Annotated in this window: 19 protein-coding genes; 10 read left to right on the forward strand and 9 right to left on the reverse strand. The window is 51.9% G+C overall.

Annotated features, from left to right (window positions below):
- The first annotated feature begins 1 nt into the window (after position 1).
- Positions 2 to 421, forward strand: a complete 420-nt coding sequence (locus tag ABD07_RS05045) for an ExbD/TolR family protein (protein ID WP_160817393.1) — start codon at positions 2 to 4, stop codon at positions 419 to 421.
- Positions 422 to 487: 66 nt separating this feature from the next.
- Here ABD07_RS05045 and ABD07_RS05050 read toward each other — a convergent pair whose 3' ends face one another.
- The 4 genes from ABD07_RS05050 to ABD07_RS05060 form a co-directional block, all read right to left on the reverse strand.
- Positions 488 to 2974: a cation-translocating P-type ATPase gene (locus tag ABD07_RS05050; protein WP_240142417.1), complete on the reverse strand. Its 2487-nt coding sequence runs from the start codon at positions 2972 to 2974 to the stop codon at positions 488 to 490.
- 197 nt (positions 2975 to 3171) lie between these two features.
- Positions 3172 to 3327, reverse strand: coding sequence for a hypothetical protein (locus ABD07_RS14690; protein WP_164502760.1), 156 nt, complete (start codon positions 3325 to 3327; stop codon positions 3172 to 3174).
- 367 nt (positions 3328 to 3694) lie between these two features.
- Complete coding sequence (locus tag ABD07_RS05055) at positions 3695 to 4996, reverse strand: cryptochrome/photolyase family protein (protein ID WP_160817394.1); 1302 nt, start codon at positions 4994 to 4996, stop codon at positions 3695 to 3697.
- Positions 4997 to 5022: 26 nt separating this feature from the next.
- Positions 5023 to 5931, reverse strand: a complete 909-nt coding sequence (locus ABD07_RS05060) for a TIGR01777 family oxidoreductase (RefSeq protein ID WP_160817395.1) — start codon at positions 5929 to 5931, stop codon at positions 5023 to 5025.
- Between the two features lie 191 nt (positions 5932 to 6122).
- Here ABD07_RS05060 and ABD07_RS05065 point away from each other — a divergent pair, with 191 nt between their 5' ends.
- Positions 6123 to 6914 (forward strand): adenosylcobinamide-GDP ribazoletransferase, encoded by a 792-nt coding sequence (locus ABD07_RS05065; RefSeq protein ID WP_160817396.1) that lies wholly within the window; start codon positions 6123 to 6125, stop codon positions 6912 to 6914.
- Here the strand turns inward: ABD07_RS05065 and zapE are convergent.
- The 3 genes from zapE to ABD07_RS05080 are packed head-to-tail and all read right to left on the reverse strand — an operon-like array spanning position 6911 to position 10286.
- Positions 6911 to 8122: a cell division protein ZapE gene (zapE, locus tag ABD07_RS05070; RefSeq protein ID WP_160817397.1), complete on the reverse strand. Its 1212-nt coding sequence runs from the start codon at positions 8120 to 8122 to the stop codon at positions 6911 to 6913. The two genes, ABD07_RS05065 and zapE, sit on opposite strands and share 4 nt — an antisense overlap.
- Positions 8123 to 8139: 17 nt before the next feature.
- Positions 8140 to 9516: an AmpG family muropeptide MFS transporter gene (locus ABD07_RS05075; protein WP_160817398.1), complete on the reverse strand. Its 1377-nt coding sequence runs from the start codon at positions 9514 to 9516 to the stop codon at positions 8140 to 8142.
- Entirely contained in the window at positions 9513 to 10286 is a 774-nt protein-coding gene (locus tag ABD07_RS05080; protein WP_160817399.1) for an exodeoxyribonuclease III, read from the reverse strand. Before ABD07_RS05080 ends, ABD07_RS05075 begins: the two co-directional genes overlap by 4 nt.
- Positions 10287 to 10313: 27 nt before the next feature.
- Between ABD07_RS05080 and pyrE the strand changes: the two genes are divergently transcribed.
- The 8 genes from pyrE (at position 10314) to ABD07_RS05120 (ending at position 19877) form a co-directional block, all read left to right on the forward strand.
- Positions 10314 to 10958, forward strand: coding sequence for an orotate phosphoribosyltransferase (gene pyrE, locus ABD07_RS05085; protein ID WP_160817400.1), 645 nt, complete (start codon positions 10314 to 10316; stop codon positions 10956 to 10958).
- A gap of 110 nt (positions 10959 to 11068) precedes the next feature.
- A complete protein-coding gene (locus ABD07_RS05090) occupies positions 11069 to 11683 on the forward strand; it encodes a PEP-CTERM sorting domain-containing protein (RefSeq protein ID WP_160817401.1) in 615 nt (204 codons plus the stop codon).
- 210 nt (positions 11684 to 11893) lie between these two features.
- On the forward strand, positions 11894 to 12121 hold the full coding sequence (locus tag ABD07_RS05095; protein ID WP_160817402.1) for an addiction module protein: 228 nt from the start codon (positions 11894 to 11896) through the stop codon (positions 12119 to 12121).
- Positions 12118 to 12408, forward strand: coding sequence for a type II toxin-antitoxin system RelE/ParE family toxin (locus tag ABD07_RS05100; protein WP_160817403.1), 291 nt, complete (start codon positions 12118 to 12120; stop codon positions 12406 to 12408). The genes ABD07_RS05095 and ABD07_RS05100 overlap by 4 nt, the downstream gene beginning before the upstream one ends.
- Positions 12409 to 12451: 43 nt before the next feature.
- Entirely contained in the window at positions 12452 to 15307 is a 2856-nt protein-coding gene (locus tag ABD07_RS05105) for an NACHT domain-containing protein (RefSeq protein ID WP_160817404.1), read from the forward strand.
- A 10-nt stretch (positions 15308 to 15317) separates the two neighbouring features.
- A complete protein-coding gene (locus ABD07_RS05110) occupies positions 15318 to 16076 on the forward strand; it encodes a hypothetical protein (RefSeq protein ID WP_160817405.1) in 759 nt (252 codons plus the stop codon).
- A gap of 184 nt (positions 16077 to 16260) precedes the next feature.
- A complete protein-coding gene (bfr, locus tag ABD07_RS05115; protein ID WP_108697345.1) occupies positions 16261 to 16728 on the forward strand; it encodes a bacterioferritin in 468 nt (155 codons plus the stop codon).
- Positions 16729 to 17057: 329 nt separating this feature from the next.
- Complete coding sequence (locus tag ABD07_RS05120; RefSeq protein ID WP_160817406.1) at positions 17058 to 19877, forward strand: CHASE domain-containing protein; 2820 nt, start codon at positions 17058 to 17060, stop codon at positions 19875 to 19877.
- Between the two features lie 18 nt (positions 19878 to 19895).
- Here the strand turns inward: ABD07_RS05120 and mepK are convergent, their stop codons facing one another.
- Both mepK and ABD07_RS05130 read right to left on the reverse strand, forming a co-directional pair.
- Complete coding sequence (gene mepK / locus ABD07_RS05125; RefSeq protein WP_160817407.1) at positions 19896 to 20495, reverse strand: peptidoglycan L,D-endopeptidase MepK; 600 nt, start codon at positions 20493 to 20495, stop codon at positions 19896 to 19898.
- 50 nt (positions 20496 to 20545) lie between these two features.
- Positions 20546 to 22183, reverse strand: a complete 1638-nt coding sequence (locus tag ABD07_RS05130; RefSeq protein ID WP_160817408.1) for a L,D-transpeptidase scaffold domain-containing protein — start codon at positions 22181 to 22183, stop codon at positions 20546 to 20548.
- Positions 22184 to 22187: the final 4 nt, after the last annotated feature.

Consider the following 22187-nt stretch of genomic DNA (forward strand, 5'->3'; position numbering starts at 1 on the left):
CATGGCGTTCGGAAGCATGCAGGATAGCGGGCGCCAGGCGCCCATGTCGGAAATCAACGTGGTGCCGCTGGTGGATGTCATGCTGGTGCTATTGATCATTTTTATCATCACGGCTCCGCTGCTGACGCATTCCGTCAAAATCGATCTGCCGAAAGCGGAAAGCAATCCCAATATCACCCAGTCTGAACATGTCGAGCTGGCGATTCGCGCCGATGGCAGTCTTTTTTGGAATGGTGAACCGGTGTTGCAGGAACAACTGGCGCTGCGCTTTGCCGCAAAAGTAGCGCAAGCGCCCAATACCGAATTGCATATTCGCGCCGATAAGCTGGCGCATTACGAACATGTCGCCCGGCTCATGAGTATTGCCGCCAAGTCTGGTTTGACAAAAATCGGTTTTATTACCGATCCATCCGAGAAGTAAAAGCAATTCAAAGCCGGTTGATGCAGGCCTGCATGACCGGCTAAGTTGATCGCTGCGTTGCCGGGATTATGTTTTTTGCTTCCGCAAGATACTCAATCCATCAACGCGGCCGAATAAAGTCAATGCCGCGGCGATCATTCCGCTGGCAATAACCAATAGCCAATCGTCAACATGCAGCGGTGCGAGGTGCAGGAATCCGGCCAGCGCAGGTATCTGCACCAGCACGCATGACAATCCAATGGTGAGGCTGACGATGTACCACGCAGCACGTGAATGCATACGGCTCAGCGCGGTAGTGATTCCAATGCTGGTGGCGATCAAGGTCATCAATGCCATCGCACGGGCATGCTCGACATCGTATCCATCACCCAGGCTGTGGATGTAAGCCAGCATCACAATCACGGTTACGGTTAATCCCGCCAATCCCATCACGAACCACTGCCACCTGCTGAAAAAGCGCAATTGTGTTGAACGCGGCTGGTAGGCCAATTTTTCGTTGCCAGCCATTTCCTGGAATACCAGCAGTGCGGTGGGATGAATGATGAGTTCCAGCCAAACGATATGAATGGGTAGATACAGCATCGGGTATCCAGCCAGCGGAATGAGCGCGGCGGTGAGCACCAGTGGCAAATGAATCATCAGCAGGTATTGGAAGCTTAGTTGCAGATTGGTGAACAATTGCCGCCCTTCGGCGATGGCTTGCACGATGCTGTGGAAATTGTCGTCGAGTAACACGATCGCGGCGACTTCGCGCGCGCTGCGGGTGCCGCGTTGTCCCATCGCGATACCGATGTCGGCCGCTTGCAGGGCGGGCACATCGTTAATGCCATCGCCCGTGACGGCGACGATTTCTCCGCTGTTTTGCAATGTTTGCACCAGTAGCAATTTTTGTGCGGGCACGGCACGCGCGATCACATCGATGTTGCGCAGAACATCAGATTCACCGCGCGCCAACTGGGTTTGGATCTCATCCGCGATTACCACCTGCGGCGTTGCTCCGCCTAAACCGATTTCTTTGGCGATTGCACGCGCAGTAGCGGGATGATCCCCGGTGATCATGATGATGCGGATCCGCGCATCGCGGCACTGCCGCACGGCTTCCGGCACGCCTGCCCGCACCGGATCCTCGAATGCCAGCACACCGGCGAAAATGAAATCGCGGTCCGGTTCGCCGCCATGCCAGCTCGCGCCATCGAGTGTTTGCCAGGCGCAAGCGATTACTTTGTGGCCGCTATCGGCCAGTTCATCGATGCGTTGTTGCCAGCCGGTCAGTGTCACTCCATCAAGCTTGCAGCGCGCCAGTACAATTTCCGGAGCGCCCTTGACTACGGCGAGCAGCGTATCGTTGGAGCGGATGATGGCGGCTTCGCACTTGCGGTCTTCGGTAAAGGGGAAGTTTTCAACCGTTGCGGCATGCAATGGTGTTGCAAGCGCATCGAGAATGGCCAGATCCACCGGATCGCTGGTTTCTAGGCGCGAGGCCAGTGCGGCGATTTCCAGCAAGCGCGCTTTGCTGAACCCTTGTGCCGGATAACGGTGCGATAACAGTAAGCGGCCTTCCGTCAGTGTGCCGGTTTTATCGGAACAGATGCAGGATACGCGGCCAATGTTTTCCACCACGACAGCGCGCCGCACCAAGGCTTGCCGCTTGGCTAAGCGGTAGACGCCCACGCCGAGAAAAAAGGTGAGAACAACCGGAAATTCTTCCGGTAATGCCGCCACTGCGAGCGTTACCGCACTCAGCAACGCATCCATTAAACCGTGCCCTTGCTCCCAGCGCACCCACGCCAAGCCCAGGCAGATGACAGCGGCCGCACCCAGCAGTACGGCGACGAGGCTGCCTACCGCGCTTTGCAGCGGCGTGCGAGCATGCGTGCCGAGTATCGCCGAATGCACGATTTCGCCATAGAGAGTTTCCGCGCCGGTGAAAATAATGCGCAAGCGGACGTTGCCCTTTAACAAGCGGGTACCGGCAAACAACCAGGATTCACTGGCGATGTGCGCGGCGTTTTCGTGCTGCGGCAAAGCGGCGACGGCAAGTTTACGCACCGGAAAGGCCTCGCCCGTCAACAACGATTCATCGCACAACACATCTTCGGCATGTTCGATCAATCCATCGGCAGGGCATGATTCCCCCGTGCCGAGCAGCACCAAATCGCCGGGAACCAGTTCTGCCGCGGCGATTCGCTGTTGCTGGCCGTCTCGTATCACCGTGGTTTGCGCTGCCAGGCAGCTGCTCAGACCCGCTACGGAAGCTTGCGTGCGCCGGTGCAGATAGGCATCCATGCCGAGAAAAGGAATCAGCGCCACGAGCAGAATCACGGCTTCGGCTAATTCTCCGACAATCAAAAACAATGCGCTAGTGCCGAGCAGGAACCATAGCATCGGATCCCGCAGGGTATTGCGCAGAATATCCCGCCAGCCGGATGGCGGTATTTCAACGATCCGGTTATCGCCATATTGCTGTTGGCGTATTTTTATTTGTGCGGAGTCAAGCCCATCTTGCAATGAGCCGGGAATATTCAGACGATCCGGGGGCGCGTAGCGCAGCATCTTAAATGTCGATTCGGGTTGGTCTGAAACAGTATGGGTAAGCTACATCAAAGCAATGATTGTGAACGATAACCGTGCTGATGTGACTGCTGTGAAAAGATTGGAACGGTGGTGAAGAGAATGGTTTCTCTGAATGATCCTCAATAAAAAACGGCTCCTCATAACTGCTAGGAGCCGTTTGATAATCAATCAACCGATTATTTTTTACCGGCTTCGGCACCTAACCTTTCGCCTGATTCAGGATCTTTGTATAAGCTTGGTGGTTTGTTGTATGGTTTAGGCTCGCCACATCCAGCAAGTATGGCTGTGGCTGTAAATGCGATAAAGGCGATAGCTAAGAGTGAGTATTTCATGAAAATCTCCTTTGTTATTAAAATCAAAAATTGTTTATCAACAAATTTAATGTCACGTTGGAACTTAATCAGCTACAAGCCATATCCCGAATCTAATCCGGCATTAAACTATCTTTCGCAGAAAAAGACCTTTTTAGAAGATCAAATGATTGTGCAACCTAAGAATCTTCTAAAAACAAGATATGGTTTCATCACGAATAAGAAAATTACTTATTCCTAGTAAGGATAACACTAAAAAAAAAAGTATGGAATATATTACCAACTCTGCCAGCCTGGAAAATCAACAGTGGGCATAACGAGTCAGTAAGTCGGTTTGCAGCCAAAAAGCAATAATTCAAGAATAAAACCGGAAGGTTATGCCGTTCAACTAACCCACGGCCTGTTGGTACGCTTGCAAGCAGCGTTCGCGCGCGAACGTGTGATCAACGATCGGCGCGGGATAAGTCAAGGTATGCCAATCGCTTACCCAGGTTTGAATATAAGCGAACTGTTTGTCGAATTTTTCCGTTTGCGCGCTCGGATTGAAAATCCTGAAGTAGGGCGCGGCATCAACCCCGCAACCGGCTACCCACTGCCAGTTGCCGACATTGCTGGCCATTTCATAATCCAATAATTTTTGCGCGAAATACGCCTCGCCCCAGCGCCAGTCGATGAGCAGATGCTTGCATAAGAAACTGGCGGTAACCATTCTTACGCGATTGTGCATGGTGCCGGTTGCATTGAGCTCGCGCATACCGGCATCGACCAGCGGATAGCCGGTGGTTCCTTCGCACCAGCGCTTGAATTCCGTCTCATCGTTGTGCCATTGAATACGGTCATACTGCGGCTTGAAGCTGCGGTGTGGCGTATGCGGAAAATGCCATAGAATTTGACTGAAAAACTCGCGCCAGATCAGCTCATTGCAGAAAATATCGCTACGGGGGAATGCATGCTGGAATATTTGCCGGATGCTGACCGTACCGAAGCGCAGGTGCGGACCCAGCAACGATGTGGCGGTTAACGACGGAAAATCGCGATCGCGCGCATAGTGTTGCAGCATGTCGTCTTCCAGCCGGTAAGCCGGGATGGTCATGGCCGAACGGGTGAAACCGATATCCGCCAATGACACATCCGGCAGCGCTGTTTGTTTGACCAGGTTGGTCAATTTGGCCGTGGTCGCGTAAGGTGTCAATGGTGTCTGGCTGTGCACCTTTCTCCATTTGCGCATGTACGGGGTGTATACCGTATACGCGTCGCCGCCATCCTTGCTGATCTCATCTTTTTCAAACAGCACATGGTCTTTGTAGGTGCGAAACGCTACCCGCTGTGCTTCCAGCCATTGGCGCACAGCCTCGTCCCGTTCGCGCGCGTACGGCTCATAGTCATGGTTGGTGTACACCGCGGCAACCGGGTGCGAACGTAGAATGCGCGCGAAAACATCCAGCGGCTTGCCGTGATACAGCGCGATTGAGCTGGCATACTTTGCTTCAAGCTCTGCCCGCAGGGCTTGCAAAGTATCGTGAATGAACGTGACGCGAGCGTCGTTCCGCGGTAATCCGGCCAGAATGGCCGGGTCGAAAATGAAAATGGGTAAAACCGGTCGTCCCGATGCCAGGGCATGCGAAAGTCCGGCATTATCGTCCAGACGCAGATCGCGCCGGAACCAAAAAACTGCAAGCGGGGTTGTCATGGTAGTGTTCTGCCGAGCCGCAAAATTCAATGATGGTCAAATAAATCCGCCAATGCTGCCGGCAAATGAGCGAATTTGAATTGGAAGCCGTATTCTTCCAGCAATCTTGCTGGTGTGATGTGATAGCTGTTCAAAGCCAGCGCAGCGGCTTCGCCTAATGCCAGTTTCAGGACAAATGCCGGAGTAGGGAAGAACGCAGGGCGGTGCAATACGTTTGCAAACGCCGTTGCAAATTCGCGGTAGCGCACCGGATGGGGTGATACGGCATTGACCGGGCCTTGGTAGCGTGTATCCAGCGCAGCATTGCAGTAAACCGACACGATATCCTCGAGATGTATCCACGGCAGCCACTGCTGGCCGTTGCCAACCGGCCCGCCCAAGCCCAATTTGAAAACCGGCAGCAATTTTTTCAGCATACCGCCGTGACCGAGCACCACACCGGTGCGGATACTGACCCGGCGCACGCCTTTGTTTTCGATTCTTGCCGCTTCTTGCTCCCAATCATGGCAAATGGATTGCATAAAACTGAGTTGCTCAGGCACGGCGTAGGACTCATCGTAAAGATCATCGCCAACGCCCGGATAAATACCGATGGCCGAGCCGCAGATAAAGGCCTGCAAGCTATCTGGCGCAGCCGCGACTAATTTCCTCGTACTGAGAATGCGCGAGGCGTAAATCTCGTGTTTGCGCGCTTTTGTCCAACGGCCTTCACCCAGATTCTCACCCATCAGATTGATGATGACCTGGCAATCGTGCAGCGCCTCGGCGGGTACGTCCTGCGTCGCATAATCCCATTCAAATGCGGGTACATTCAGCAGTTCGCTTGCCTTGCTGCTATTGCGGCTCAGTACCGTTATGGTGTGTTGGTCCTGCTGTAAACGTTGTACCAAATGCCGGCCGATAAACCCGGTTGCGCCTGTGATCAGTATGTTCATTGTGCCATGCTCATGGGCAGGTTAAAAATGAGTTTAGGATACACCGATTCCGGGGTTTTTTCAGTCCGCCGGTGCATTGCAACCAGCATCCGCACTCAGGGAAAAACTAGCTGCGCTGTAGTTTGGCTTGAATTATCTTCATTGACGCAGCCACTAGCGAAAAAGGCCGGTTGCCGCTACACTCAGCCTCCATGACGATCCCGTCGCACACTCCTCCTCCGAATCGCCCTTTTCTCCAGCAGGAATGGCGCAGTTTTTTACTCGCTATCGGTTTTTTTACGCGCATTCCAGTCCCAGATTTGCCGGATTTTCAGGAGCAGGAATTGAATCTGGCGTCCAAGTATTTTCCTTTGGTCGGCATCATGGTGGGAGCCTTTGCGGCCCTGGTGTACATGCTTGCCGGCACAGTGTTGCCGCAGGACATTGCCGTGCTGCTCAGTATGGTCGCCACTTTATTGCTCACCGGTGCTTTCCACGAAGATGGCTTGACGGATGCAGTCGACGGTCTTGGCGGCGGCTGGGAAAAGGAACAAGTACTGCACATCATGCAGGATTCCCGGATTGGCAGCTATGGCACGGTGGGCATTGTCATGGCGTTGTTGTTGAAATTTACCGCGCTGACGCATCTTTCCCCTGTGCTAGTACCGGCAGTGCTGATCGCAGGCCATAGTATGAGCCGTTTTTGTTCGGTGCTGGTGATGGCGACGCAACGCTATGTGAAATACGCAGGCAAATCCAAACCCCTTGCGACCGTGATACCGCTTACCCATCTCGGTATTGCCGCCTTGCCGGGTTTGCTGCCGTTGCTTTGGTTGGATTACTCCTGGTATTTGGGCTTAGTGCCGGTGGCGGCTGTCTGGGTGTGGTTTAGCCTCGTGATAAAAAAACGCATCGGCGGCTACACCGGCGATTGTTTGGGTGCGATGCAGCAACTCACCGAAATCTCTTTTTACCTGGGTGTGCTGGCCTGCACGGCTATTTAGCGTGTTGCATCGATGATTTTGCCGTGACCTCTGGTCAGATAATCTTCCGATTGCATTTCCGTCAAGCGGGAGACCGTGCGCTCAAACTCAAAACCGGCATCGCCGCCGCTATACAGTGATGGCAGCGGCACGGCGGCGGAACAGAGGAATTTGACGCCATGCTCGTACAATGCATCGATAAAATGAATGAAGCGCCGGGCTTCGTCGCTGTTTTCCTTGGTGAATTGCGGAATCGCGACCATGATGACGGTGTGATAGGCGCGGGCGATGGCGAGATAGTCGGCGCTGCCGAGCGGATTGGCGCACAAGCGTTTAAACGAGAAAACGGCCACGCCGCGCGCCGCTTTCGGCACGAACAACCGGCGTCCCTGCACCATCAATTCATCGCTCGGCACCTTGGCGCGGTCTTCCACGCGCCGGTCGGTGAGGCGGAAGAACGCCGCCGATAACTGCGCAGTGGTTGCCGCATCGATGGGGAAATAATAGGTTTCCGCGCCTTGCAGGCGGTTGTAGCGATAATCGACCGGCCCTTCGAGCGGAATAATGTCCAGCTTCTCTTTGATCTGCTCGATAAAAGGCAGAAAGCGCTGGCGGTTCAAACCATTCTTGTACAGATCATCGGGCGGGCGGTTGGATGTCGCGACCACCACCACACCTTGGGCGAACAATTCCTTGAACAGGCGCGTCAACACCATGGCATCGGCGATATCGGTGACTTGCAGCTCATCAAAACATAATAGTTGCGCTTCCTGGATGATTTTCCGCGCAATGAATGGCATGGGGTCGTCATCGTTGGCGCGCCCGCCTTGCTGGATTTTTTCGCGCGCGGAAAGCTCATGCCAGGCCTTGAGCCGTGCGTGAATATCCAGCATGAATTCATGGAAATGCACGCGCCGTTTGGCTGTGACCGGTGCCACCGCATAAAACAGATCCATCAGCATCGATTTGCCGCGCCCGACACCGCCGTAGAGATAAATCCCTTTCGGCGCCGGTTTGCTGTTGTTTAACCAACCGAACAATAACGTCGATAAACGCGACCTGGAACGCTCGCCGCGCGTGTGCCCGGCCGGAAGATCGGGCAAATCCCGGTACAGCCGCTCGAGTGCGGCTACCGCGTGGGCTTGATCGGCATCCAGTTTTAGTTCGCCCGCTTCGATCAGTGCATGGTATTCCGCTTCGGGGCCGGTTTTTTGTGGTGCTTGTGACATGGATGAATGATGGTGGTTTATTCGCTGGAATGGGCAAATGTCGCTTGTCCGGCCAGCCAGACCAGAATCAATACCGGCAGACCCAATAATGCGGTGGCGATGAAGAAGCTTTCGTAACCGTAAGCGTCGACGAACTGGCCGCTGAAACCGGCAATGAATTTCGGCAACAGCAGCATCACCGAGCTGAATATCGCATATTGCGTCGCCGAATACGCCGAATTGGTCAGACCGGACAAGTAAGCGATAAAAGCACTGGAGGCGATACCGGCGGAAAGATTGTCGGCCGAGATGGTAAACACCAGTCCGCTGACATCGTGGCCGCGTCCGGCGAGCCAGACAAACAGCAAATTGGTCGCGGCGGATAATACGGCGCCGAGAAACAGCGTGCGCATGACGCCGATTTTCGCCGTCAGCACGCCGCCGATCGCGGCTCCGGCGATCGTCATGATCACGCCGTACACTTTGGAGATCGTGGCGACTTCGTCCTTGCTGTATCCCATGTCGACGTAGAACGGATTGCTCATGACGCCCATGACGACATCGGAAATGCGGTAGATCGCGATCAATCCCAGGATCAGTAACGCCTGCCGTCCATGCCGCACGATAAAATCGCGGAATGGCGCGATCAGCGCACCGTACAGCCACACCAGCAGGTTGCCGATGCGTGCAGGCAACTGCCATTTTGCGATAGCTTGCCGCGCGATTTTTTCATTGTCGGAAATCAACCGGCTGTAAGGCACATCCGGTTCGCGGATGATCAACGTCGTAATCATTCCAACCGCCATGCTGACCGCCATGACCAAATAGGCGAAGCGCCACGGTGCGTGGTCGTAAGTATCGGCCGTTGTATCAATCGCGGCGGCGATCCACAGCACACCGGCGGAAGCCAGGATCATCGCGATGCGGTAACCGGCTTGATAAGTCGCGGCCATTGCACCCTGCAATTCCACTGCGACCGCTTCGATGCGATAGGCATCCAGTGCGATGTCCTGGGTTGCCGAGGCAAACGCTACCGCGAGCGCAAAAAATACCAAATGCGTCAGATTGGCGGCCGGGTCGGTCACGGCCATGCCCATCAGCGCGCAGGTAATGACGATTTGCGACAGCAACAGCCAGGCGCGACGGCGGCCCAGCCAGCGTGTCAGCAACGGCAGCGACATGCGATCGACCAGCGGAGACCACAGCCATTTAAAGCTGTACGCCAGCCCGATCCAGCTCAAGTAGCCGATGGTGGCGCGATCGATGCCCGCTTCGCGCAGCCAGAACGACAACGTGCCCATGATCAGCAGCAGCGGCAGTCCGGCGGAAAATCCCAGCGACAGCATGCCAAGCACGCGCGGGTGCGTGTAAACCCGCAGCGCCTGCAACCAGCTGGACGGTGCTTGAGCGGTCATAACAAATGGTCGTAATCGACGATCAGCGGCGCATGATCGGAGAAGCGCTCGTCTTTGAATATTGAGGTGCTGCGCGCTGTTTGCGCGATGGCTGGTGTGGCGATCTGATAATCGATGCGCCACCCGACATTTTTCGCCCAAGCCTGGCCGCGATTCGACCACCAGGTGTACTGATCGGGCTCGGTGTTCAAGCGGCGGAATACATCGACAAAACCGATTTCATCGAACACATTCGTTAACCAGGCCCGTTCTTCCGGCAGGAAGCCGGAATTTTTCTGGTTTGAGCGCCAATTCTTCAAATCGATTTCCTTGTGCGCGATATTCCAGTCGCCGCATAAAATCAATTCGCGCCCGCTGGCCATCAGGCTTTGCAGTACCGGATAAAATTTCTCCATAAAGTAGAATTTTGCCACCTGCCGGTGCTCGCCGCTGGAGCCGGACGGCAGGTAAAGCGACACGATGCTCAGATTGCCGAAATCCGCTTGCAGATAGCGCCCTTCAATATCGATATCCGCAACACCAACACCTTCGATGACGCGATCCGGTTTTTTGCGTGTATAAATGCCCACGCCGCTATAGCCTTTCTGCTCGGCGCAATGAAAATAACCGTGATAATCGTCCGGTGCTTGCATCTCGGCGGAGAGATCGGGCAACTGCGCTTTCAACTCCTGCACGCACACCACATCCGCCGTTTGCTGGGCCAGCCAGGGGAAAAAGCCTTTTTTCGCGGCGGCGCGGATGCCATTGAGGTTAAGCGTTATAATTTGCATCTTTTTTATTTCGGGATGGTTAAGTGTATGTCCGATTTCCGGCAAGCTTTCATTCAATTCGCCATCGAGCGCAACGTGCTGTGTTTTGGCGAATTTAAAACCAAAGCGGGGCGCATGTCACCGTATTTTTTTAACGCAGGACTCTTCAACGATGGCGATGCCTTACGCAAACTTGGGCAATTTTACGCCAAAGCGATCGTCGATGCCGAGCTTCCGTTCGATACCCTGTTCGGTCCCGCTTATAAAGGTATTCCGCTGGTCAGCACCATCGCTATCGCGCTGGCGGAAATGGGCATGAATTATCCATTCTGTTTCAACCGTAAGGAGGCCAAGGATCATGGCGAAGGCGGCGTGCTGGTCGGCGCGCCGATGCAAGGCCGTGTACTGATCGTCGACGATGTCATCTCCGCCGGTACCTCGGTGCGCGAATCGGTCGAACTGATCAAAGCTGCCAACGCAACGCCCGGCGGCGTCGTGATCGCGCTCGACCGCATGGAACGCGGTACCGGCGAATTATCGGCGGTGCAGGAAGTGCAGCAGACGCACGGTCTGACGGTCACGCCGATCATTGATCTGGATGATCTGGTCGCTTATTTGCACCATCACCCGGAACTGGCGCAGCACTTGCAGGCAGTGCAACGCTACCGGGATCAATATGGCGCGAATTATTAAACTTTTTTGATCGTTTGTTACAAAGTTTGACTCAGCATTCTTCTTTCGTTACATTAACTTCCAGCAACAAAGTGTTTATTTTTAAAAAACTTTCCAATGGGAGCGTTTCAATGAAAAAAACCATCGTTAGTGCGTCTATGATGTTGTGTTTATTGGTCGGCGCCTCGGCCCAAGCGGCGGTTACGCTGTATACATCGCAAGCCGCTTATTTGGCGGCCGTGGGAGCGACAACCACCTATATCGACTTTGCCGGATCGCCAGCCGCCACTGTCGGCGGCGGCAGTTTTAGCGCTGCGGTCACGTTCGGCACCTGCGACCTCGGACTGGCAAGTTGCAGTTCCAGCGTGTTTCATAACAGCGATGGCATCACCGATACCGGCGGCGTTGCTGCAATCAATTTTGTCGCAGCGGTCGGCGGCCACTTTACCAATCCGGTACACGCTTTTGCTTTTAACTACATCAGCGGCGGCATGGACTCCATCGAATTGAACGGCTCGACGATCGTTTCGGTTGGCAGCACAACCTCGGGATTTGTCGGCATCGTATCGACGGACCCCATTGACGGCTTTGTCGGACTCAATTACATTTTTCCATCCACTGGCGGCCGTGACCGCTATTTCATCGACGATTTCTACATCAACCCGGTGCCGGAACCCGGCGTCTGGGCGATGCTGCTTGCCGGTTTGGGCTTGTTAGGATTCAGCGTGGCCAGAACCCGCGGATAGGTTTTAGTTTTTGAATCGAGTGGAGTCAGAGGCTGTTTAGATGGTTTCTGGCTCCATTTTCATTCTATTGAGCCAACCACGAAAAGATGATTTGTGGATGGTTTTCTGCAGCAGAGTGATAGCCCACATCTGTGAGCCGTTTAGGGTAGCGTCATTGAGTGTTATTATAGCGTGAATTAATGTAACCGATTTGCAGGGTAGGTAGTAACGATGAATTCAAAAAAAATGATCGAAGAAATTACCGCACTTCCAGTAGAAGAACGCGTGATGATCATCGATTCACTGCTTCGCAGTCTCAATCAACCAGAATCCGAAATTGACAAAAAATGGATTGAAGTTGCTCACCAACGCTTGATGGAAATGCGCGCCGGATCTGTAGGTACAGCGATACCGGGCAATGAAGTCTTTGACAGGGTCTGGCAGCGATTTCAAAAATGAGCTACTGGTTTCATCCTGATGCGGAAAGCGAATTTAGACAAGCGATCGACTATTACGAGGAAATTGAAACCGGACTTGGTTATGATTTCGCCATCGAAGTATATGCAACGATACAACGCTCGCTTATTTATCCGAACGCATGGCCTGTTTTGGAAGCTGATATCCGGCGTTGCCTGGTCAGGCGTTTCCCGTACGGTGTTTTGTATTCAATTGAGCCCAGTGGACTGTTCATTTTGGCCATTATGAACCTGCATCGTGATCCGGATTATTGGAAGCATCGCAGGTAGCATAATCTATTTCAAAATAGCGTTTGATCATAGGGAGAGCGAAGTGGAAATATGGTTGGTAATTTTGTTGATTGCCATATTAACTATGGTTACTGCTCTTTTCTGGATGCGATGGCGAATGCGCGTTTCGAAAGGAAGATTTGCACTTACAACAGTAACCACTCTTTCAACAATCCTCCTTGCTTTTCTTACGACAACTTCTGCTGGAATTCCATCGAAGGTGTTGTCTCAGTTCTTCAAACTTGATTTAAATGATACAACGTTAACTTTTATTACAGCTTCTTTGACAGTAATTGTCTGTTTCTTTATCTATCGATTTGCCAAAACGGCAGTAATAAACTGGGAGGCTCCGCAGCGTGTATCCGAAGTTAAGCTTGCAGAGGAAGATTCGCAAAATGACATCATCAGACTTGCAGCTAGTCAATTTAAGTTGCTGGTACAAAGACAATCTGATCCGATTGCCAGTGAGTATGCAAAGTCTTGGGATCGCCGGTTTTCGGAATCGCCAAAATCTGTTGAAACAAGACTCTTATTAAAAGATTTATTTCATGCATGTATACGAGAAACAAATATTCCCGAGGAAGGTTGGCGAGACACCGGAAAATTTTGGGTTGGAGAGATTTATGTTGGAGTTGGAAATAAGCTCGAACCATTAATTGTTTTAATTTTTGAAGAAACACCGACTCTAAAAAACGTATCGGAACGTATTAAGCAACTATTCGAAAAAGAATCACATAATTCGGATATTCATTTATATGGATTGTATTTCTCTGAAGAAGATAAAGAAGAAATCTCAGGAGCCCATGAAATTGAAGGCATAAAGATCAGTTTCTTATCTTCCCGAGAAATGATTTTTAATAGCCTCGACTTAAAGAATTATGCTCGAGCCTTACTAAAAACATTCAGAACTACTCAAGCTGGCGGAACTGAGGCAACGCTTGCAAATTCTTTTGTAGAATTGAACGTGCATTCCAAAGGAGAAAATTCTGTTTCAAAACCACTTTCTGAAGTATTGAATACTTGGATACAGGAATCATCGAGGAGGCATTTAGCGATTACAGGCGAGTATGGTCAAGGTAAAAGCACAGCGATGTTGCAGTATTGTTGTGATTGGGCTGAACGGTTCTTGCAAGAAAATCGGATCAATGAGCGTGTTCCATTGTTAATTGAGTTGAGAGGGCGTAACCCATCAGAAACGGATCCACTCGCTTTTATATCGACTTGGTGCTCACGATATGCTCTTTTACCAGAGCAAGTACTAAACCTGATCAAAACTGGCGATGCGATTGTTATTTTTGAGGGGTTCGATGAACTGAAGAATTCCGGACGTGCGTTTGAGCGTCATCAACACTTTAATGCGCTTTGGCGGCTTGCTTACCCCAAGACGAAGTTGATTTTTACAGGACGCCCTAATTTTTTCTTGGATGACCAAGAAGCAAATAGGACATTGAGAACAAGTGGACTAAAAGGTGCTGCAGGTGAGGCTTTTACTGAAATTTGGAATCTCGAGAAATTAAACATCGATCAAATAGAAATGGCCTGCCGTAGTTTTGAAAATCGGGTAAGAATTGGTATTGTCGATTCGATTAAGTGTCATCCCGAATTCATGGAAATTATTTCACGCCCATCAATGCTACCAGTAGTTGCAACGATTTGGGATGAGATCGAAGGATTTAGAGAATCCGGCAGCGAATTGACTGGCGCGCTTCTCATTGAACGTTACCTGCAAGCGATCTATACACGCAAAGAGGCCGAGCTTGAACGGGACCGTGTGCAATATGGCGCTCCTTCGGGAGCTCGTTATCTTGTGCTGCCAAAGCCGGTTCGTGAATTGATGACGATATGCGTGGCGTGGAGAATGTCGGGTCTTCAGGGACAAAACACCATTGCCAGAGTTGAAATTAGCAATATGGTGCGTGATATTTATGATGATCTTTTCGCTATTGCAAAAGCAAATAAAATTGCACCTGTAATTACCGACGGATTAATGGAATTCGAGCGACGCCATGCGGATGAAACGTTGGCCGACAAGATTGAAATCATTACATCCGAAATCTGCAGCGCCGGATTGCTTGTACCAGATCCGGCGGGTGGTAACACAAACTTGCGATACCCGCATAAACAGTTTTATGAATACCTTATCTGTAAAGGGTTTTGTATTGTTAGGATCGCTCGTGATAATCCAGCAGCAAAATTAATTCTCAAGTCCTCAGATCAAAAGAATCCCTATGAGAGACTGATAAATGAAGTGAACTCTATTTCTTATTTAGCTGAATGTATTGGAAGCAGTATTTCGGAAATATTTTATCTGCCTCATAAAATATTACTTAAAATAGATAGCTCTATTGAAATTCTAGCTACTTTAATTACTAGAGTAATAATCCGAGTACTTAATCGATTCCGACCAAACACAGTTGACGTGAATGAAGAAGGGATAGCAAATTACCTTGATAGATTGGAACATACAGATGAACCTAGAAGGTTATGGTACGCAGTAATATTTTCAAGTTTTGTACCAGTTATACTTTTACTTATACTTGTACTATTTACAATTGATTTTTTAGAGTTTCTTAAGCCTGGCCGAGTAGCAGAAGTAACAGAAGAAAGTTTCATATTTGCCACAGCAGCATTTTCAATATTGGTGTTTACAAGCATGTTTGCAGGTACATTGACATTGAGATTAGGCTCTTTTGCTTTCATCGAAGTCTATTATCGATTCCTAATAGTGCATTGGCGTAAGGCTAATCAGCGCCCCCAAAGCAAATGGAGCTATTTTTTTCTTTCAACAAGAACATTAACAGAAGGTCGAGTGCGGTTTCCGGACGGCCATAGAGAAGATCATTCGAAAATTGATAACTTTCTAGGTCCTGCTCAAGATTTTGGTGATATTCGAAAATGAAGTTACCGAAATGTTGAAAAGGTTTGTCGTGTTAAAGCAATATTTAGCCGCAATCACTATTGCGATGTTATCCGGTTGTGCAATCCTGCAACTCTATCCAGCAAGCCTACATGACCCCTCCACCGCCTACACTCGCGCAGTCATAGACGCGGCAGTAGCGGAGGAAAGTGAAATCAATGAGCGGTTATTTGCGATTCATCGGGATAACAAGGATTTGAAGTGGTGGTTTGGCAAAGTGTTGATGGTGACCTGGAAAAGTGCGGATGATTTCGAAAAATACATCAAGAACCAGACGCATACGGCACCGCAGGAGAAGTATGTGACTTGGGTGACGGCGGCGCCGCAGTTGCAGGCGTTTTGCCGGGATTTCGTCAAGAATAATCCGCATGGGGATCTCAATCAGAGGCTGAAGCAATATTTGGGGCTCAATCCGGATTGGCATTACGAGGTGTTTATCGAGTTGTGGGTCGATCCGGCGGATGTGTTCCGGCCTTGTGCCGATCCGGAGATTGACGATGGCAGTTGTCAGCTCAAATTTGCCGAAGACAAAGTTCCAGCGGTGAAGAACATCGCTGATTATCCGGCTTTCTATAAGAACCTCTATTTCAATGATTTCCGCTACCGTCCCGGCGTGCCGTGGACCGGGCTGGGTTACACCTACGACTGGGGTAATCCGGCAGGCCGTGTCGGCGCGAGTGAGTATATTCTCAGTCCGAACTCACCGTATCAAATCGAGCGGGTCGTGGAGACGGCCGAGTATTGCCGCTAATATTCGCCTGAACATAATGATAACGGTATCAAGAACTATTATCGTTTTTAATCAATAATTTGTTGTTGTTTTTGCATGCTCTGGCTCGTATAATGCCGGGTGTTTGCAAAATGCTTCACGGCTCTTGTCGCTTAAAAATCTGTCAAGAGCTGCCTGTCATCCAATCGCGTAAAGGAGCACCATCATGAAAGGCAATCCCAAAATTATCGATTTGCTGAATAAACTGCTGGCCGAGGAACTGACGGCCATAGATCAATATTTCGCCCATTCGCGCATGTACGAAGATTGGGGATTCAACAAGCTGTACGAACGGATCGATCACGAAATGAACGATGAGAAAGAACATGCGGATCACTTGGTGAAACGGATTCTGCTGCTCGAAGGTGTGCCGGTGATCGGCAACCGCAGCGCGTTGCGGATTGGCCGGGATGTGCCGGAGATGCTGCAAAACGATCTGAATCTGGAACGCTCCGTGATCAGCGCGTTACGCGATGCCATCGCAATCTGCGAACAGGAGCGCGATTATCAAACGCGGGAAATTCTCGAGAACTTGCTGGCCGAAACCGAGGAGGATCATGCGCATTGGCTGGAACAGCAATTGGGATTGATCAACCGGGTTGGGCTACAGAATTATTTGCAATCGCAGATGTGATTGCGGATGTATCGCCCATGACGTAAAGCAGTACAATCCGCGTCATGAGCGATGGCTTCAAGCCGGTCTCGTACTCACGAAATCACCACCGGCCAGGATTCGCCCGGCAGCCTGAGCAATAAATCCCGATCAACCGGCTGGCCGGTTGTTGCAAAGAATACCCTCTGAAACTTGTCATTGTTTGCGGAATCAGAAAAACGCATTCCGTGCTACGATTCCGCATATAATCACAACGTTAGTGCAGCTTAATCCACTATCGGCCGCAGCAATCCTCTTTTTTTATTACCAATTTTATTTGCATGCTGGATCAGACCCGATCATCACCTGGAGTGTCTTTACAGATCATACGGCACAATGCCTATGCGGCGGCCGGTTATGCGCTGTTAGGCTTCCTGGGGTTGTTGCTTGCGATTCCGCCGGGTTATGCGAGTCCGGTGTTTCCCGCCGCCGGTTTGGCGCTGGCGCTGGCGCTGGTGTCGGGATATCGCGTGTTACCGGGGATCTGGATCGGTTCGATGGGACTCAATATCTGGGTTGCATGGAATCAGAACGATCTCACGCAAGATAGCGTCCTGATTGCCGCGTTTTTAGGCGTGGGTGCGATGCTGCAAGCGGCCATCGGGGCTTGGCTTGTGCGCCGCTGGATCAAGGATCGCTGGCAAATTTTGATGCGGGAACAAGAGATCTTCGCTTTTTTTCTGCTGGGTGGCCCGTTGTCTTGCGTGATCTCGGTCAGTATCGCGCATCTGACGCTGTTTTTTACTGGCACTATCCAAGCGGACGATATCACTTGGTCATGGTGGAACTGGTGGGCAGGCGATACCTTCGGGGTGCTCGTTTTCGCACCGTTGGCGCTGGCTTTCTTCGGCAAGCAATCCTGCTGGAAAACGCGCAAGATCGTCATTGCACCCATTATGCTGATTCTGGTGGTGTTGATCGTGACCGGTTTCATTAACACATCGAAACTCGAAAACAGACAACAGCACGCCGAAATTCAAAGTATCGGGCAAAACATTGCCTTCCTGTTACAGGAGCGTTTCAACGCCTACAACGAAACGCTATCGGCACTGCGGCGTTTGGCCGAATTGAATCCGGCCATGAGCTACCAGCAATTCGATTACTTTACGCAGGAAATATTGCAGGAATCTCATGGTATTGCAGGACTAAGCTACAATTATCTCGTGCGTGACCGGGAGCGCGCTCTGTTCGAGCAAACTCAATCCGGAAGTATTCCCGGAAAACCGTTCCGCATAACCGAAATGGATGCGCAGGGCGAATTAACCGTTGCCAGCAAGCGGCCGGAGTATATCGTCGTGACCTATATCACGCCGCTTGGGAGCAATCAAAGAGCGATCGGTTACGATATTTATTCCGATCCCGTCCGGGCAGAAGCCATTGACCGCGCCCGCTATTCCGGCCGGCCCGCGGCCACGGGTTTGATCAATCTGGTGCAGGATCAACAGAATAAAGCGGGCATATTGGTACTGCATCCCGCTTACCGCCAGAATTTTGATCACAGCGGCCCGGAGTATTCCGCGGAATTTATCGGTTTTGTGGTGGGGGCATTGAAAATTCCCGATATGGTCAAATCCGCTACCGGCAGCATCGCAACGCCAGGTATTATTTTTCAATTGCGGGATTCCGCCGGGCAACCCGGCAGTCAATTGTTGTTCAGTTCGGCACCGGGAACTGCGATAGATCCCCATCTCGATTGGCGGACAACGCTGATGATGGCCGATCGCAGCTGGGAATTGGTCATTTTCCCGGACGCGAAATGGTTGAGCGCGCACCGGCCATGGCAGGCTTGGGCGCTGTGCTTCGCCGGGTTACTCGTGGCCAGCATGCTGCAAATGCTGATGTTAGTCACCACAGGCCGGACCCTGCTGATTCAGGAAACCGTCGATGAGCAGACGGCGCAATTGCGCGCCAACAGCGAAGCGCTCCGGCAAGCGATGGTCTCGGCGGAATCGGCGAATTTAGCCAAGAGCCAGTTTCTGGCCACCATGTCGCATGAAATCCGCACGCCGCTGAATGGCATTCTGGGCATGGCTTACCTGCTCCAAATGCCGGACATCAACGATAAAGAGCGAGCGGATTATGCCCGGGTGATCATCACTTCCGGCAACAACTTGCTGGTCATCCTCAACGATATCCTTGATTTGTCTAAAATCGAGGCCGGACAGATCAAACTGGAAAGCCATGTTTTTGATCCCGGGCAATTGCTGCTGGAAACGGCGGCGCTATTTGCCGAGAGCGCCAATATGAAAGGGCTGGCGCTCGATGTGTCATGGCGCGGAGAGCCGCACATGCGGTACTGCTCGGATTCGTTCAGGATAGGACAGATGCTGGCCAATCTGGTCAACAATGCCATCAAGTTTACGCCGCAAGGTTTTGTGCGTATCGAAGCGCGCGAACTCAGAAACGCATCCGCGGAAACCATGCTGGAGTTTACGGTAACCGATAGCGGCATTGGCATTCCCGCGGACAAGCACGATAAATTGTTTAAACCGTTTTCCCAGGTGGATGCCTCGACTACCCGTCAATACGGCGGCACCGGCCTGGGTTTGTCCATCGTGCACCACTTGGCCAAATTGCTGGGAGGCAGCGTCGGCGTCGAAAGCCAGGAAGTCAAAGGCACCAAAATATGGTTCCGGGTCCGCGCTCACCCGGACAGCGGCGGCGATGCAGGCAATCCTGCCGCAAGCGAAACCCGCATTACCGGCGCAGTACCGGTAAGAACAGCTTCTCCGCAAGCCGGGGTGATTCTGGTGGCTGAGGATAATGCGATCGGCCGCACGGTCATCGTCGCATTATTGGAGAAACAAGGATTCCGCTGCAAAGTGGTTGAGAATGGCCAAGAAGCGGTGGATGCAGTGATGCAGGGACTGCAACCGGCGCTGGTGCTGATGGATTGCGAAATGCCGGTGATGAACGGGTATCAAGCAGCGGAGAAAATCCGGCAATGGGAACGGGAAACCGGAGCAGCGCATCTGCCTATCGTTGCCTTGACTGCGAATGCCTTCGAGGATAATCGTCAGCGGTGCTTTGCCGCAGGCATGGATGATTTTCTGGCTAAGCCCGTCAATATGAATCTGTTGGCAGTGACACTGAACAAATGGATCGACCGGCACACCGGCCCCAGTCGCTAGAAAAAATTATTCCATCCGTTACCAGTAGCGGAAATTGCCGGTATCCAAGTGAACAAAGTTGGAAGAAGGATAATAACCGACGCCACCGGCTTGCAGCGACATCGCAGCAGAGCGGATATCGGAGAGTTTGCGGCCCGGCAAGCGGATGTCGATGGCTTTGCCGTGCGTATGCATGCTGTTTTTAGCGACGCCGCCGCTTTGTTCGGCCAGTTTGGCGTTGGTGGCGGGTGAACGGTAGGCCGAGATGACGTGGAATTCTTGCCGGGTGCCTAAGCGGTGTTGCAGTAAATAGAGTAAATCGAATAGGTCGGGATCGATGGAACGCCGGTCGCCGGTGCGGTGATCGCGTAATACGTGGTTGATCGCGCGCATCCCTTCCGGAATATAGCGGCCATTGGCCCAAAACACGGCTTGAGTGCGTTCGCCGGTATGTAAATTAAGGAAACTGAGCTTCTTTTCAAACGGTCTTCTGATCGCTGCGTGCGCGGTCGATGCCGCCATGGGTAGCGCCAACGCGGCGCAAGCGCCTAATCCTGCACGTAAAAAACGGCGGCGGCTTAATTCTGGTGCTTGTTCTGATTTTGATGAGTTTGCTTGATTGAAAAAACTTCGTATCATCGGCTGTTTTCTCCCTGAAAATCTTGCGAATGTGTGCGAATAATCAATTGCTACCAGCGAGCATAACGCAAAGTGCTTGAATCCCGGTCGTAAATATCGGGGTAAAAATGTACTAATTTGTCCGGCCCATTAGCCCAGGCCGTAATATACACTAAGTAAATCGGCAGCGGTTTAGGTAAATGTGTGGTGACGGTTTTGTCGCCTTCCATATTTTCCGTGAATTTTTCCCATAAACTTTCTTTGTTCAAAGCGAAAGCCGCCAATTCCAGCGGCTTTTCCAGCCGGATGCAGCCGGAGCTGAACGTGCGGATATCGCGCTGGAACAGCGATTTGGATGGCGTATCGTGCAAATAGATATCGAAAGAATTGGCGAACATGAATTTAAGCCGGCCCAGCGCGTTGTTCTTGCCGGGATCCTGGCGCAGGACATAAGGAAATCCACGCTTGAGGCTATGCCAATCAATGGTGCCCGGGTCGATGGGTTCGCCGTTGCGGTTGTTGCCGGGATAAATCTTGAAACCGCCATTCGTGAAGAACGTCGGGTCGCTTTGCTGCTTTGGCAGCAAGTCCTTGGTGGCGATACTCACCGGAACATTCCAATAAGGATTGATCACCATGTGCGACAGCGCGCCGTTGAAACTGGGCGTGCTGCGGTAATCGCGCCCGACGATGATGCGCATATCCAGAACTTGCTCGCCGTTTTCAAACGCCGAAAGCTTGAAACCGGCGGTATTGACCAGCAAATAACGCGCACCCAAATTTCCCGGCAGCCAGCGCAAGCGCTCCATGTTGATGCGCAGCTGGCGGATTTTCCAGGTCAGCGGCCGATTCAAGGCGCGAAGTGTGTTTTTGCCGATTACGCCGTCGCTGTTTAAGCCGTGCTGTGCTTGAAAAGCTTTCACTGCCGTCACCAGCTCGGGATCGTAGTGCTGGTTTCCGCTGGCGGCGATGCGATATTCGGCAACGCCGTCGGCCGCATACGCTTGCACCATGCGCTGACGGATCAAGGGAATATGCGGGTGGTTGTCACCCGGCCGTATCGAGGCTGAGCTGGGAATATGAATCCATTCGGTGTGATTTCCGGCGAGCTGGCGGTAGTGCGCCAATGTCTGCTTGAGTGACTGGTAACTGGGATGCTTCGGGGATAACTCATCGAACGCCTGCTGCAAACGGTCTTTTTTGAGCGCTTCCTGCAAGAACGCGACGGCGTCGAATGTGCGCTGTGGAATGTGCCAATCCTTGTCGGCCGCGGTGGCCGTCAAATGCCCGCGCGCCAGATCCCGCGCCAGCATCAGCACGGCATGCGTTGTCAGCACTTCCAGCTCGATTGCCGCGGACGAGGATTGTCCGGCGCGATGCTGCAATTGCTGCAAGTGTTGCAGTTGATAATCTTCGCTATTCAGCCCTTCGGTTTCCGCGCTGGCGATGAACGTTAACGCTGCATCGAGCAAGGACGATGCCGGGTTTGGCGTGACCCATACGGGTTGGGAATGCCGCGCGGCATAGAATCGCTGCAAATCGGCAAGCCCGTTTTTACTCAGCGAAAGCGGCGCGGGGTTTGCAAGTTGCCGTTCGATTTCTTTTGCGTCCGCGATCGATGCGAAGGTGACCGATGGATTGAACAGAAGAAACAAACAACAGAAAAACTGGAAATGCGGTAAAAAAAGTTTATTTTGAAAGCGGCGCACGCAG

Source organism: Nitrosomonas oligotropha (assembly GCF_009833085.1).
Classification (GTDB): Bacteria; Pseudomonadota; Gammaproteobacteria; order Burkholderiales; family Nitrosomonadaceae; genus Nitrosomonas; species Nitrosomonas oligotropha.

Bases quoted from the DNA above. Each gene is read 5' to 3' on its own strand.
- ABD07_RS05060 (WP_160817395.1), bottom strand. From the start codon at position 5,931: ATGAACATACTGATCACAGGCGCAACCGGGTTTATCGGCCGGCATTTG.
- bfr (WP_108697345.1), top strand. From the start codon at position 16,261: ATGAAAGGCAATCCCAAAATTATCGATTTGCTGAATAAACTGCTGGCC.
- ABD07_RS05065 (WP_160817396.1), top strand. From the start codon at position 6,123: ATGACGATCCCGTCGCACACTCCTCCTCCGAATCGCCCTTTTCTCCAG.
- ABD07_RS05100 (WP_160817403.1), top strand. From the start codon at position 12,118: ATGAGCTACTGGTTTCATCCTGATGCGGAAAGCGAATTTAGACAAGCG.
- mepK (WP_160817407.1), bottom strand. From the start codon at position 20,495: ATGATACGAAGTTTTTTCAATCAAGCAAACTCATCAAAATCAGAACAA.
- ABD07_RS05055 (WP_160817394.1), bottom strand. From the start codon at position 4,996: ATGACAACCCCGCTTGCAGTTTTTTGGTTCCGGCGCGATCTGCGTCTG.
- ABD07_RS05110 (WP_160817405.1), top strand. From the start codon at position 15,318: ATGTTGAAAAGGTTTGTCGTGTTAAAGCAATATTTAGCCGCAATCACT.
- ABD07_RS05075 (WP_160817398.1), bottom strand. From the start codon at position 9,516: ATGACCGCTCAAGCACCGTCCAGCTGGTTGCAGGCGCTGCGGGTTTAC.
- ABD07_RS14690 (WP_164502760.1), bottom strand. From the start codon at position 3,327: ATGAAATACTCACTCTTAGCTATCGCCTTTATCGCATTTACAGCCACA.
- ABD07_RS05050 (WP_240142417.1), bottom strand. From the start codon at position 2,974: ATGCTGCGCTACGCGCCCCCGGATCGTCTGAATATTCCCGGCTCATTG.
- zapE (WP_160817397.1), bottom strand. From the start codon at position 8,122: ATGTCACAAGCACCACAAAAAACCGGCCCCGAAGCGGAATACCATGCA.
- ABD07_RS05095 (WP_160817402.1), top strand. From the start codon at position 11,894: ATGAATTCAAAAAAAATGATCGAAGAAATTACCGCACTTCCAGTAGAA.
- ABD07_RS05045 (WP_160817393.1), top strand. From the start codon at position 2: ATGGCGTTCGGAAGCATGCAGGATAGCGGGCGCCAGGCGCCCATGTCG.
- ABD07_RS05090 (WP_160817401.1), top strand. From the start codon at position 11,069: ATGAAAAAAACCATCGTTAGTGCGTCTATGATGTTGTGTTTATTGGTC.
- ABD07_RS05080 (WP_160817399.1), bottom strand. From the start codon at position 10,286: ATGCAAATTATAACGCTTAACCTCAATGGCATCCGCGCCGCCGCGAAA.
- pyrE (WP_160817400.1), top strand. From the start codon at position 10,314: ATGTCCGATTTCCGGCAAGCTTTCATTCAATTCGCCATCGAGCGCAAC.